The organism is Streptomyces sp. NPDC050508 (assembly GCF_040655155.1).
In the GTDB taxonomy this organism is placed as follows: Bacteria; Actinomycetota; Actinomycetes; order Streptomycetales; family Streptomycetaceae; genus Streptomyces.
Genome location: NZ_JBFAJJ010000002.1, coordinates 351,524 through 365,024 on the forward strand (window position 1 = coordinate 351,524; position 13,501 = coordinate 365,024).

General features: G+C 69.5%; 11 protein-coding genes. 8 read left to right on the forward strand and 3 right to left on the reverse strand.

Annotation, left to right across the window (positions count from 1 at the left end; all coding sequences use genetic code 11):
- Together AB0I69_RS06735 and AB0I69_RS06740 are read right to left on the reverse strand one after the other, a co-directional pair.
- Entirely contained in the window at positions 1-753 is a 753-nt protein-coding gene (locus AB0I69_RS06735) for an ABC transporter ATP-binding protein (RefSeq protein ID WP_363094483.1), read from the reverse strand.
- Entirely contained in the window at positions 750-968 is a 219-nt protein-coding gene (locus AB0I69_RS06740; RefSeq protein ID WP_363094484.1) for a hypothetical protein, read from the reverse strand. Before AB0I69_RS06740 ends, AB0I69_RS06735 begins: the two co-directional genes overlap by 4 nt.
- A gap of 264 nt (positions 969-1,232) precedes the next feature.
- Here AB0I69_RS06740 and AB0I69_RS06745 point away from each other — a divergent pair, with 264 nt between their 5' ends.
- The 8 genes from AB0I69_RS06745 to AB0I69_RS06780 all read left to right on the forward strand — a co-directional run bounded on the left by AB0I69_RS06745 (position 1,233) and on the right by AB0I69_RS06780 (position 12,342).
- Positions 1,233-2,453 (forward strand): sensor domain-containing protein, encoded by a 1,221-nt coding sequence (locus AB0I69_RS06745; protein WP_363095013.1) that lies wholly within the window; start codon positions 1,233-1,235, stop codon positions 2,451-2,453.
- A gap of 65 nt (positions 2,454-2,518) precedes the next feature.
- Positions 2,519-3,178: a response regulator transcription factor gene (locus AB0I69_RS06750; RefSeq protein WP_363095014.1), complete on the forward strand. Its 660-nt coding sequence runs from the start codon at positions 2,519-2,521 to the stop codon at positions 3,176-3,178.
- A gap of 143 nt (positions 3,179-3,321) precedes the next feature.
- A complete protein-coding gene (locus tag AB0I69_RS06755; protein ID WP_363094486.1) occupies positions 3,322-4,494 on the forward strand; it encodes a serine hydrolase domain-containing protein in 1,173 nt (390 codons plus the stop codon).
- Between the two features lie 220 nt (positions 4,495-4,714).
- On the forward strand, positions 4,715-5,347 hold the full coding sequence (locus tag AB0I69_RS06760) for a TOPRIM nucleotidyl transferase/hydrolase domain-containing protein (RefSeq protein WP_363094487.1): 633 nt from the start codon (positions 4,715-4,717) through the stop codon (positions 5,345-5,347).
- Between the two features lie 188 nt (positions 5,348-5,535).
- Positions 5,536-6,447 (forward strand): helix-turn-helix transcriptional regulator, encoded by a 912-nt coding sequence (locus tag AB0I69_RS06765; RefSeq protein ID WP_363095015.1) that lies wholly within the window; start codon positions 5,536-5,538, stop codon positions 6,445-6,447.
- A gap of 275 nt (positions 6,448-6,722) precedes the next feature.
- On the forward strand, positions 6,723-7,553 hold the full coding sequence (locus tag AB0I69_RS06770) for an alpha/beta fold hydrolase (protein ID WP_363094488.1): 831 nt from the start codon (positions 6,723-6,725) through the stop codon (positions 7,551-7,553).
- 178 nt (positions 7,554-7,731) lie between these two features.
- Entirely contained in the window at positions 7,732-11,052 is a 3,321-nt protein-coding gene (locus AB0I69_RS06775) for a TIR domain-containing protein (RefSeq protein ID WP_363094489.1), read from the forward strand.
- Positions 11,053-12,342, forward strand: coding sequence for a tetratricopeptide repeat protein (locus AB0I69_RS06780; RefSeq protein ID WP_363094490.1), 1,290 nt, complete (start codon positions 11,053-11,055; stop codon positions 12,340-12,342).
- Between the two features lie 845 nt (positions 12,343-13,187).
- On the opposite strand, the gene AB0I69_RS06785 is transcribed toward AB0I69_RS06780, so the two are convergent.
- The gene (locus AB0I69_RS06785) at positions 13,188-13,412 is read right to left on the reverse strand and encodes a hypothetical protein (protein ID WP_363094491.1); all 225 of its coding nucleotides are present in this window, start codon (positions 13,410-13,412) and stop codon (positions 13,188-13,190) included.
- Positions 13,413-13,501 lie beyond the last annotated feature (89 nt).

The window sequence follows — 13,501 nt, forward strand, 5'->3', positions numbered from 1 at the left end:
TCAGGCCCTCCCCAACTCGACGAGTCGGCTTGCCAGTTCGGGAGCGGTCGGCGCCTTGAGCGCCTCGACGACCCGGCCGTCCGCCATGACCAGCACGTGGTGCGCGCGGGCGGCGGCGGCCGGGTCGTGGGTGACCATCACGACCGTCTGGCGCAGGTCGTTCACGAGGTCACGGAGGAGGTCCAGGACCTCGTGCGCGCTGCGCAGGTCGAGCGCGCCGGTGGGTTCGTCGGCGAACACGACCGCCGGGCGGGCCACCAACGCCCGTACAACGGCGGCCCGTTGCTGCTGCCCGCCGGACAGTTCGGCCGGGCGGTGACTCAGCCGATCGGCCAGCCCGACCCGCTCCACCAGGGTGCGCAGCCAGTCGCGGTCGGCGGTGCGGCCCGCCAGCCGGAGCGGCAGCGTGATGTTGTCCTCGATGGTGAGGGAGGGGATCAGGTTGTACGCCTGGAACACGAACCCGACGCGTTCGCGCCGCAGTTGGGTGCGCTTGGTCTCGTTCAGCCCGGCGATCTCGTGACCGTCGATACGGACACTGCCCGACGTCGGGGAGTCGAGCCCGGCGGCACAGTGCATCAGCGTGCTCTTGCCGGAACCGGAGGGTCCCATCACGGCGAGGAACGTGCCGCGTTCCACGGTCAACGACACGTCGTCCAGGGCACGTACGCCTCCGGGGTAGGCCTTGCTGACGCCCTCCAGGGCGATGGCGGCGGTGGTGGCTGTGGTGGCCGTGGTGGCCGTGGTGTTCATCGCCGGCCCCGCAGGTTGCGTACGACGAGGGTGCCCGCGCACAGCACGGTGACCGCGCCGCACACCAGGTGCACCCAGGTGTCGGCGCCGCCGAAGGAGGCCGCCATGTTGGTGAGCGCGCTGGCCACCACCACGATCCAGAGCAGGGTGCGGGCGATGTCCCCGGCGCTGAGCCGGTCGGGTTCGGGTTCGGTGGTCGTCGTGTGCGGCGTCATGGGGACTTCTCCCGTGGTCAAGTGCGGTGGTCTTGCCGTGGTCTTGTGCCGTGCGTGCTGTCGTCACCGACGCTATGGATCAGCACCCCTCGCGGCCGATCCCGCAGCCCGCCCGGTCCGGGGTACAGCAGGCTGTACTCCCTCGCCCTCCGCCCACGAAGAACTGACGTACGGCATAGGGTCGTTCGAGTGACAGCGAGCACGGGTGAGGCGGGCGGTGGAGCGGGCGGTGGGGCAGCCGTCCGACGCGAGAGCTTCAAGGACATCGCCCTGCGGACCCTGGGCGCCGCCGGCCGGGCCGTCGCCCAGCTCGCCTCCGGGCTCAACACGGCTGTGCTCGCCCTGCTGTTGCTGCTGTGGCTGGCCGTCACCGCCGTCACGAGCGTGGTCGGGGTGGGGCTGCTGACGGCACCCGCGTCGCTGCGCGCCCTGCACGCCCTGGCCGGCCGGGAACGCGCCCGGCTCGCCCGCCGGGGCCCCGAGGTCGTCGCCCCGCAGCCGCCGCCCACCCGGCTGCGGCCCGCCCTCGTCGACGCCACCATCCACCGCGAGCTGCGCTGGCTGGTCCGGCACGCGACCCTGGGGCTGCTGCTCGGGCTGCTCGGCGTCCTGCTGCCGATCACCGCCGTACGGGACACCGCGTTCCCGCTGTACTGGACGTTCATGCCCGAGAACACGACGGCCACGTCACTCGGCATCGGCAACGCGCACACCTGGCCGGACGCCCTCGCCGTTGCGCTGCTGGGCGTCGGCTGGATCGCCATCATCCTGGGGCTGACCCCCGGCATGGCCCGGCTGCAGTCGGGCCCCGGGCGGCGGCTCCTGGCGGCCGGTCCGGACGTCGATCTCTCCCTGCGCGTCGCCGAGTTGACCGCCACCCGTGCCGCCGCCCTCGACGCCCACGCCACCGAACTGCGGCGTATCGAGCGGTCGTTGCACGACGGCGCGCAGAACCGGCTCGTCTCCGTCGCCGTGTTGCTCGGCGCGGCCCGCCGCATGGTGGCCCGCGATCCGGCGGGCGCCGACGAACTCCTCGAACGCGCCCAGTCCGCCGCCGAGATGGCACTGGCCGAGCTGCGGACGGTCGCGCGCGGCATCCTGCCACCAGTACTGGCCGACCGGGGGCTCGCGGGCGCGCTCTCCGGTCTCGCCGCGGACTGCGCGGTGCCCTGCCGGATCGACGTGGACGTACCCGAGCGCTGTGCCGCCTCCGTGGAGGCGACCGCCTACTTCGTCGTCGCCGAGGCCTTGACCAACATCGCCAAGCACAGCGGGGCCGGGCACGCCACGGTCACGGCACGCGGCAGCGGCGGCCGACTGGTGCTGTCCGTGGAGGACGACGGCCGGGGCGGCGCCGACGCCGAGGGCGGCTCGGGCCTCACCGGCATCCGCCGCCGTATCGCGGCACACGACGGCGACCTCACCCTGACCAGCCCACCCGGCGGCCCGACTGTCCTGACCGTGGATCTCCCCTGTGGTCGGTGAGTTGGTGATCGTGACGAGCAAAGAGAGCCTGCGATGCGGAACTTGAGCTGTGGAGCGTGACTGACATGCGGATCGTGATCGCCGAGGACGACCCGTTGCTGCGCGAGGGGCTCGCCCTGCTGCTGCGCGCCGAGGGCTTGGACGTGGTGGCCACCGCCGACACCCCGGACGAAGCCCTGGACGCCATCGACGTACACAAACCGGACGTCGCCATCCTCGACGTACGGATGCCGCCGACCCACACCGACGAGGGGATCGTCGCCGCGGTCGAGGCCCGGCGCCGGCGGCCCGACCTGGCGGTGCTCGTGCTGTCCGCGTACGTCGAGCAGAGCTTCGCCACCGAACTGCTCGGCGGCGGGGTGAGCGGCCTCGGCTATCTGCTCAAGGAACGGGTGGGCCGGGTCGAGGAGTTCCTCGACGCGCTGCACCGGGTGGCGGCGGGTGGCACCGCCATCGACCCGGAGGTCGTCGCCCAGCTCTTCACCCGCTCCCGCCAGGACACCCGTCTCGACCGGCTCAGCCCCCGCGAACGGGACGTACTCGCCCTGATGGCCGAGGGGTTGGGCAACTCCGCCATCGCCGGGAAACTCGTCGTCACCGACGGCGCCGTCCACAAACACATCCGCAGCATCTTCGCCAAGCTCGACCTGTCCCCGACCGACCAGGTGGACCGCCGGGTCGCGGCCGTCCTGCGCTACCTGGAGGACCTACGGCGGCTGGGCTGAGGTTTTCCACAGGCCCTCGGTACAGCAGGCTGTACGGCGGACCGGCCCGCGGGCTGGATCGATCACCGCGCGGCTTCTTCCTAGGTTGGTGAGCGCACCGCAAGCCCGGTGCGCCGAGCCATCAACTCCCCAGGAGAAAGCCCATGTTGACGATCCGTCACCTCACTGCCGCAGCCGCGCTGGCCGCACTCGGCCTCGGCCTCGCGACGCCCGCGGCGAGCGCCACGGACAGCGCCACGAAGTCCCGGCAGCGCACACTCCAGCAGAGCGTGGACGCCATCCAGAAGACGGGCACCGTTGCCGTCGTAGCGCAGTCGACGGGTCCGGACGGACGACGGTACGCCACCACCGGGCTTGCCGACACCGCGACGGGGCGGCCGGCCCGCGCCACCGACAAGTTCCGGATCGCGAGCAGCACCAAGGCGTTCGTGTCGACGGTGATGCTCCAACTGGTCGGCGAGGGACGGGTATCGCTGGACGACAGCGTCGAACACTGGCTGCCCGGCGTGGTGGACGGCAACGGGAACGACGGAAACGCCATCACGGTAAGGCAGTTGCTGAACCACACCAGCGGCCTGTTCAACTACACCGCCGACTTCCCCGCGATCAGCTCGGTGGCAGGCTTCGAGGCCGACCGGTACACCACGTGGACCCCGCAGCAGCTCGTGGGGATCGCGATGCGGCACCAGCCGGACTTCGCGCCCGGCACCCAGTGGGAGTACTCGAACACCAACTACATCCTCGCCGGAATGATCATCCAGAAGGCCACCGGCCACACCTGGCAGCAGGAGGTGACCCGGCGCGTCATCCGCCCGCTGGGCCTGCGCGACACCTCCGCCCCCGACACCTCCGCCCGGATCCCCGGCCAACACCTGCACGGCTACTCCGACTTCGGCGGCTCCGGCCCGGTCATCGACGTCACCGACTTCAACCCGACGGCCGCCGGATCGGCCGGCGCCATGATCAGCACGACGGGCGACCTGACCCGCTTCTTCTCGGCCCTCCTGGGCGGCAAGTTGCTGCGCCCGGCCCAACTCGCCGAGATGAAGACGACCGTAAGGGCCGCGTCCCTGGACCCCGTCTGGCCCGGCGCCCGCTACGGCCTGGGCCTGATGGAGATCCCGCTGACCTGCGGCGGCGTCTACTACAGCCACGCCGGTGACCTGATGGGCTACACCACCCGCGACGGGGTCAGCGCGGACGGCCGTCGCACCGTGGTCCTGGAGGCGACGGGCGACGGCGCGCGCGACCTGTCCACGGAGGTGGCCCAGAACGCGCTGATCGACACGGAACTCTGCGCCACGGCAGGGAAGTAGCGGAAAGGCAGGCACGGGTCCGGGGCCGGGGCCGGGGCCGGACCCTGGAATCCGGCGCACCCGAGCCCAACCCCGACATCCGCACGACCTTCCTCAAGGTCGGCTGGACGAACCACATCACTGGACGAACCACATCAGCTGACCCGACGCATCCTGCGGACCCGTCCGAGCAGCGGAAATTCCCTACCGGCGTGCCCCTCGAAGGGCGGAGACTCAACTCATGGTGGAGATAGGGGCGTTCCGGGAAGCGGTCACCGCATGGGCGGTCGGTGGCCCCGGTGATTCGGCGCGTGAGGCGGCGGTGCGTGAGCTGGCCGCGCGGTGGCGCGTGCAGGTGGCTGTGCTGCTCGAAGGGCCCAGTGATGTCGCGGCCGTCGACGCGCTGGCCGCGAGCCGTGGCCGGGACCTGGCCGCCGAAGGGGTCTGCGTCCTGACGATGGGCGGCGCGATGAACGTCGGCCGTTTCGCCCGCCTCCTCGGCCCCTCCGGCCTGGGCCTACGCCTCACGGGCCTGTGCGACGAACGCGAACGCCCTTACTACGCCCGCGGCTTCGAGCAGGTCGGTGCGGCACAGCAGGGCTTCTTCGTCTGCGCGGCGGACCTGGAGGACGAGTTGATCCGCGCGCTGGGTGTGCCCCGGGTGACGGAACTCGTCCGGGCGGAAGGCGACTTGCGCGCCCTCCGCACCTTCCTGCGCCAGCCCGCACAGCAAAACCGCCCCGCACACCAGCAGTTGAGGCGCTTCCTGGGCACGAAGAAGGGCCGCAAGATCCACTACGGCCGTGTCCTCGTCGAGGCACTCACCCCCGACCGCGTACCCGCCCCCCTCGACAACCTGCTCGCCACCCTCTGACCACAGCCCGGCCAACTACCCTCCCCTCTCACCGGACTTGCACCATCTGCATCCCCACTTCACATCGCACCCCACCCGTCGGACGCGGCACCACGGATACTGGAATGCACACGGAGTCCCTCGGGGGTGAGGGGAGCCCTTTGGCCATTCACGGTGCACACAGCCTGACCGCGGCGACGGCGACGGGCATGGCGACGGGTACGGGTGCGGGTGCGGGTGCGGTCCGGATCGCGCGGCTGGGCGGCCTGTGGCGGGTCACCCGCCCCTGGCATCCGGGCTTACGGCCGTTCCTGCGCAGCTACGTCGGCTACTGGGAGGCGGTGACCTCGCCGTACGAGGCACGGTTGGTGCCGAGCGGACGGGCGACCCTGGTGATCAGCCTCGCGGAGCCGTTCTCCGAGGTCCGGCGATCGGGCATGCCGGGTGGCGGCAGCGGCCGTATCGGATCGCTGGTGGTGGGGCTGGAGGACCGGCCCGCGATCTGCGTGCATCCAGGCGGCCAGGAGGCGATCCGGGTCGAGTTCACACCGTTGGGCGCCTACCGCCTGTTCGGCATGCCGATGAGCGAGTTGACGAACCTGGCCGTCGAGATCCGGCACGTACTGGGGCCCGAGGCGGAGACACTGGTGGACCGGCTGGCGGCCACCGGGGACTGGGCGTCCAGATTCGACCTGCTGGACACGGCGTTGCTCGCCCGGCTGGGACGCGGCCCGGAACCCGCACCCGAGGTCGGCCACGCCTGGCGACTGCTCTCCGGCAGCGCGGGAGCGATCCCGATCTCCCGGATCGCGGCCGAAGTGGGCTGGAGCCAGGGGTACTTGACCCGACGGTTCACCCAGCAGATCGGCCTGACCCCGAAGGCGTACGCCCGGGTACTGCGCTTCCGCCACGCGGTGGCACTGCTCGACCGCGTCGACACGAGCCTGACCGAGATCTCGATGGCCTGCGGCTTCTACGACCAGGCCCACCTGAACCGCGAGTTCCGGGCCATCGCCGGCACGACCCCCGTCCAGATGGTGGCCGCTCGCCGGGTGGAAGGGGCACTGGCTCTCCCGAGGAGTGCAAATTCTTCCAAGACCGGTCCGGTTCCCGGCAGATAGCGTCTCCCCTCGTACAGTCGGCGGCCGGTCGGACAGCACGGGGGAGTGTCCGACCGGCCGTCGGCGTCCTTGCCTGGCGCGGCCCGCCCTCGCTTCGACCTGTTCGTCGCCACTCTCCTGCGTGGCCTACGACTCCTCGGGAGCCCACACCCACCCCCACACGCGGAGAACAAGCAACTCTCTTAATGAGAGTGAACTTGCATAAAGAGAGTCGACCCCCTACCTTCATGAGAGCCAGCTCTCAGCAAGTGAGAACAAGTGACAAGGACCCCGCCATGACCACGTCTGCTCCCACCCCCGCCTCCACCCGTACCGTCGCCCTCCCCGGCGGACTCTCCGTCACCGTCCAGGAGTTCGGCGAGAACACCGGGGGCACCGGCGTACTGGTACTGCACGGCGGCGCCGGCCCGCGCACGGTGGCCGGTCTCTCCGGCGCCCTCTCCGAGCACGTGTACGTCGTCACGCCGACCCACCCCGGCTTCGACGGCACGCCCCGCCCCGACCGCTTCGACACCGTCGCCGACCTGGCCGTCGCCTACCTGGACCTGCTCGACACGCTGGGCCTGAAGGACGTCATGGTGATCGGCAACTCCGTCGGCGGCTGGATCGCCGCGGAGATGGCCCTGCGCGACAACCACGGCCGGATCGGCGCCCTGACCCTGATGAACGCGGTCGGCATCCACGCCCACATGGTGGAGAACCGTGTCGTCGACCCGCGCACCATGGCGCCCGCCGACATCAGCCAACTCTCCTTCACCAAGGCCGAGTTCCGCCCCGACTTCGCCTCGTTCACCGACGCACAGCGCGCCGCAGCCGGCGCCAACCAGAAGACCCTCGCGGTCTACGGCGGCGAACACTTCACCTACGACCCGAAGCTCCGCGCCCGCCTCCACCGCGTGACCGTCCCCGTGCTGGTCATCTGGGGCGAGGAGGACGGCATAGCCCCCCTCAAGTACGGCCGCGGCTACGCCGACTCCTTCCCCAACGCCCACTTCGCCCCGATCCCGGACGCGGCACACTTCCCGCAGATCGAGGCGCTTGGGGCGACGCTGGGCGCGATCGGCGAGTTCGTCAGCACGGTGGTCAAGCCGGATGCGGGGGCGTGACGGTGGCGTAGGAAAGGTGGGGGTGCGGGGCCGGTCGTATCACGGGCCGCCAACGGGTATGGGGCGATTGGGCTTTTACGGGCGAGCGCGCCTTGGGGTGCTCTAGCCTGTGGCCGGCGTGGAGGCCAGTTGCCAGGGCACTCACGTGACACGGGGGTGGCTGGTTCGGGGGTGCGGTGTGGCTGAGGCCAAGCAGTTCGACGCGTTCGTGTCGTATGCGCATGAGGACGAGCCGTGGGCGAAGACCTTGGCGGAGAATCTGCATCGGCTGGGCCTCGAAGTGTGGCTGGACCAGTGGGAACTGGTCGGGGGCCAATGGGTGGCGTCGCAACTGCAGGACGGGCTGGCGAAGTCCGAGACTGTCGTGGCTGTCGTCACCCGGCACTGGGTCGAATCCCGCTGGTGCGCCGAGGAGTTCGCGGCCACCGTGACCGCCGCGGTGGAGCGAGGGCAACGCCTGATCCCGGCCCTGTTGAGCGAGGTAGCACTACCACCCTTCATCGCGTCACGGCTGTACGTCGACTTCCGCCACGTGGCTTCCCGTGCCCAATACGTGGAGCGGGTGGGGCAGTTGGAGCGGGCGGTGCGCGGGCGCCCGTCGGGGCAGCGTCCGGAACGGGGCGGGCCAATGGTGGTACCCCCCACGGACTACCGGCCGGACGGGCCTACGCATGCGGAGTTACGGATCGGCACGGAGTCGGTGGTGTTCTCCACCGAAGCGGTTGAGGCGTCCGGTGTACCGCAAGGGGTGAACCATGATCTTGAGCAGAAACTGTGGGGCCTGCGTCGGGCCTGCGCGCGGGCGTCGGGCGGGATGATCCTGCGGCAGGTGCCGGGTGAAACAGCCGCTCCGACAGAGCCGGTGGGGGCACTGGCCGCTGTGGGTGAGGCGCTGGGGCAGCGCTTCGTGTCCGGTGCGGCGGCAAGTGAACTGGCCAGGCAGGGAGAACTGGCCCTGGCGCGCAATGCGTCGCTACGGATCGGGCTGCAGGTGGACGATCCGGACTGGGTGGACCTGCCGTGGGAGACCCTGACCGTTCCCGGAACATCGGGTCCCTTGGTGCTGTCGAAGCAGGTGGAGCTGTACCGCACCGTGCGTCGGGACAGCCTGCCTGCGGCGGTGCAGGTACCGGGTCCGTTGCGGATTCTGGCGGTGGTGGCCAGCCCGGAGTCCGGTGGGGGTGAACTACTGGACTACGAGCGGGAGTTGAGCCGGATCCTGGACGCGGTCGACCCGGCACGTTCCGGGCAGGGCGCGTATGTGCGGGTGCTGAACTGGGGCAGCCTGGCCGAGATTCACGCCGCCCTCGAACAAGAACGCTTCCACATCCTGCATCTGTCCTGCCACGCCAAACCGGGGATCCTGCTGCTCGAAGACGAGCAGGGCCAGGCCGACGAGGTCGATGCGCAGCGGTTCATGACGGACGCCCTGCCGCCCGATCAGGGTGTCCCGTTGGTGGTACTGGCAGGCTGCTCCACGGCCCGCACTCCCACGCCCCACGCGGCCGAGCGATCACAAGAGCAGCCCCCCGAGCAGGAGCAGGTCGCGGGTACGAGCGGCACGGGTTCCGGTTCTACTGATGTCAGCGCCCAGGGGCGGGTCCAGGCCGGTCTGGCGCGCGCGTTGCTGGAGCACGGGGTGCCTGCCGTACTGGCGATGACCGAAGCCGTCACGGACGACTACGCCACCGAGCTGACCGCGAAGATGTACCAGTCGCTGGCGCGGGCCGAGCACCCCAACCCGCTGACCGCCCTCTCCCGAGCCCGGCGCACCCTGGAAACGCGACGCCGGAAACTACCGGAGAACGACCCACGCGCGGCGTGGCCGGAGTGGGCCACCCCGACGCTGTTCCTGGCGGGGCCACCGCTGCCCTTGTTCGACCGCACCGATGGTGCCGACAAGGTCGCGGTGGTGCCGGAGGCGGTACTGGACGAGGGCATGGTGGTCCGCAAGGTCGGCGAGTTCGTCGGCCGCCGCGCCGAACTGCGCCGACTGCTGTCCGCCCTGCGAGATCCCGGGCGGGCAGGAGTGCTCGTGCACGGAATCGGCGGAGTCGGCAAGTCCACGCTGGCCGCCGAACTCCTGCACCACTACGGCACGAAGGACCTGCTGGTCGTTCCGGTTGCGGCCACGACAACCCGGACCGTCGATGCCGTACTGGAGACGCTGCGACAGCGCCTTAACACCCACTGCCTGGCGGAAGGCCTGTCGGAGGCTGACCCGTTGCGGCAAGTCGCGGTGGGCCTGACGGACGCCAGTTCGCCGTGGCGGGAACGGTGGGAGTGGGTCCGTCAGATCGTGCTGCCGCAGCTCCCGGCGCTGTTGGTCGTGGACAACGCCGAAGACCTCCTCGTCCCCACGCAGTCCGGAGACGCCCGGGAGCTGTCCGACCCGGAGCTGGCGGACCTGGTGACTGCGTGGACGACGGCAAGCCCGCGGACCCGTCTGCTGGTCACCAGCCGCTACCCCTTCACGCTCCCCCGGCGCGCCCACAAACGGCTCACTGCTCATCACTTGGGGCCGCTGTCGCTGGCCGAGACCCGCAAACTCATCTGGCGCCTGCCCGGCCTGGACGCCCTCACGCCTGCCGATCAGCAGCGTGCGTACACCGACGTCGGCGGCCACCCACGTGCCCTGGAATACCTCGACGCCCTGCTGCGGGGTGGCGAGGCACGTTTTCCCGACATCGCCGAACGCATGGAAGACGCCCTGGAAGCACGCGGCATTCCCGATCCCGAACGTTGGCTGGCAGACGTACAGGGTGATCTGGACACCGCGCTGGCCGAGACCATCACCCTTGCGGTCGACGACGTCCTCCTCGACACCCTGCTCGACCAACTCGACGGTGTGCCCAAGGCACGAGCGTTGCTGAACGGTATGGCCATCTATCGCACCCCGGTCGACCGCACCGGGGCGGCCTGGCAGCTGTCCTCTCTCGCCACGCCCCCTGAACCCGAACCCGGCCTCCGCCAGCGCCTCCAGACGCTCAGTGAGCGCATCACCGAGGCTCAGGCGGTTGGAGCAGGACCGGACAACAACTATGGCCTGTCACTCGAGACGATCACCGAATATCAAGCCGTGATGGAGGAACTTCGGCAGCCTCCGGTCGACCTGGGCGAGCAGGGCGGCAACGCCCTGAAACGGCTGCTGGACCTCGGGCTGGTTTCCCCGGCCCCGGCCCCCCAGGACGAGCCGGGCCGCCAGCCCAGTGGCCTGACGGTGCACCACTGGACCGCCGACGCCCTTCGCAGGCGCGCTCACCTCGACGCTCTCGAAGCCGCTCACCGCCGGGCCGCCGCCTACTGGCAGTGGCGCGTCAACGTCTGGCCCCAGCCACTTACCGACGACGTCGCTCAGCTCATCGAGGCACGCCATCACCACCACCAGGCCGGCGACCTCGAACAAGCAGACACGGTCACACAAGGGGTGTGCTCTCAGCTGCACACCTGGGGAGCCTGGGACTGGGAACAACGCCTGATCGAAGAAACCCTCACCTGAGTGTCGGCCCGGTCCGACCCTGCCGCCATCTATATCCACCAGCTCGGCATGATCGCGGAGGAGCGGGGGGACTACCAGCAGGCCGAAGAACGCTACCGCACCTCCCTCACCATCAACGAGGAACTCGGCAACCGCTCCGGCATCGCCACCAGCCACCACCAACTCGGCATCATCGCGCAACAACGGGGGGACTACCAGCAGGCCGAAGAACGCTACCGCACCTCCCTCACCATCAACGAGGAACTCGGCAACCGCTCCGGCATCGCCACCACCTACCACCAACTCGGCACCATCGCGCAGGAGCGAGGGGACTACCAGCAGGCCGAAGAACGCTACCGCACCTCCCTCACCATCAACGAGGAACTCGGCAACCGCTCCGGCATCGCCACCAGCCACCACCAACTCGGCATCATCGCGCAACACCGGGGGGACTACCAGCAGGCCGAAGAACGCTACCGCACCTCCCTCACCATCGAAGAAGAGCTCGGCGACCGCTCCGGCATCGCCATCAGCTACGGTCAGCTTGGCACCATCGCGCAGGAGCGAGGGGACTACCAGCAGGCCGAAGAACGCTACCGCGCCTCCCTCACCGTCTTCGAGGAACTCGGCAACCGCTCCGCCATCGCTACCACCTACGGTCAGCTTGGCACCATCGCGCAGGAGCGAGGCGACGATCAGCAGGCCGAAGAACGCTACCGCGCCTGCCTCACCATCTTCGAGGAACTCGGCAACCGCTCCGGCATCGCCACCACCTACCACCAACTCGGCATCATCGCGCAACTGCGGGGCGACGACCAGCAGGCCGAAGAACGCTACCGCACCTCCCTCACCATCTTCGAGGAACTCGGCAACCGCTCCGGCATCGCCATCAGCCACCACCAACTCGGCATCATCGCGCAACAACGGGGGGACTACCAGCAGGCCGAAGAACGCTACCGCACCTCCCTCACCATCGAAGAAGAGCTCGGCAACCGCTCCGGCATCGCCACCACCTACGGTCGGCTGGGCGCACTCCGTACCGAGCAGCAACGCCCTTCAGAGGGCGTGTCGTACATGCTGCAGGCGCTGGCACTTGTGGTGGAGATCGGTAGTCCACCAGGTGCGATCCTCTACTGGCTCGGCCGGCAGAGGGATCTTCTTGGCGACGATGCCTTCCGTTCCCTTCTCGACGACATGCTGTCGCACGATGTCGCGGCCATGGTCATGGACCTGACGCAACCCGCGACCGAGCCTCTACCACCCGAGGAATCAACCGGTCCGGAAAACCCGATCAGCCCAGATCAGACATAGAGCATGCTGAATACTTCACCAGACCATCTCCCGGTTCCTTCGGACCGACTGACCCATCACCGCCTCATCACCCTCACTCAAGTGGCGTGCGGCAACCACAGCGACGGAGCCAACCGGCCAGCCGAACAGGCCTGAGCACCCAGGCTCCCCAAGCTGATGGCTCTGAACTTCTGTACCTGGTCACTTACGCCAGCCAAGTGAAGGCGTGGCAAAGGCCCGACCCAGAGGTGCCGGTGCCGCGTCGAGCGAGGCCTCTGTCGGGTTGTCAGAGACCTCGGTCGCGGTTCCAACGGCTCACGTGCATCCCGTAGAAGACGTTGCCAATGCCCGCGGTGAACATGAACAGCCAGAAGTGGACCCACAGTGACTGACACCGACGCCTCAGCCCTGCCCGCGTCGACCTCTCGTTGGTGAGCGAGCAGATCGAAGCGCACCGTAGAGGCACTGGAACGCTCACCGAGGTCGAACCGGCACCCCTGCACACCACCCACACCCCCCAACACCACAACCGAAAAGCACGCACGCCCGGAAACGCTCCCGATGTACGACCCAGCGTGCGCCCGAACGTTCCGATGACGTCGCCTGTACGCCCTGCCCGACGCCCCCGAAGTGACCCACGCTGGATGCCCCGACGCGAGACGGACTGCCGGAGGTGGACGGTGGGCGAGTGGAAGCAAGGGAAATGCGGTTGGCCTACGACGGCAGGTGGCCGCTGTGGCAACAAGACGATGAAGGGCACCGCAAGGTGCCATCTCCATCAGGGTGATTGGACGAAACGAGGCCAGGCCGAACTCAAGAAGAAGGCGAGCAGGCGTCGCAAGAAGTGAGCGCACGTCAGACGCATGTCAGCCGCTCGTCTCCGGCCCCCAGCGTTCAGGCCCCACCCCACGCCAGTCGATCCACGGCGACTCCGCCACCTCCGCCGGGTCGATCTCCAGCCCCGCACGGCGGAGGAACTCGGCGACGTCGACCACGTTGTGGGCGAGGCCGAGGATCTCGCCGTCCACGCGTACGCGCCGACCGCCCGTGGGCGACGGCGGAAGGACGATCACGCGAATCGGTCCGGACATGCCGCCTTCAGGATCATCCGGGCCCTGGGGCCTCGTATTCCAGTTCCAGTGCGTCATTGATGAAGCCGCTCACGCACCACGTACCCATC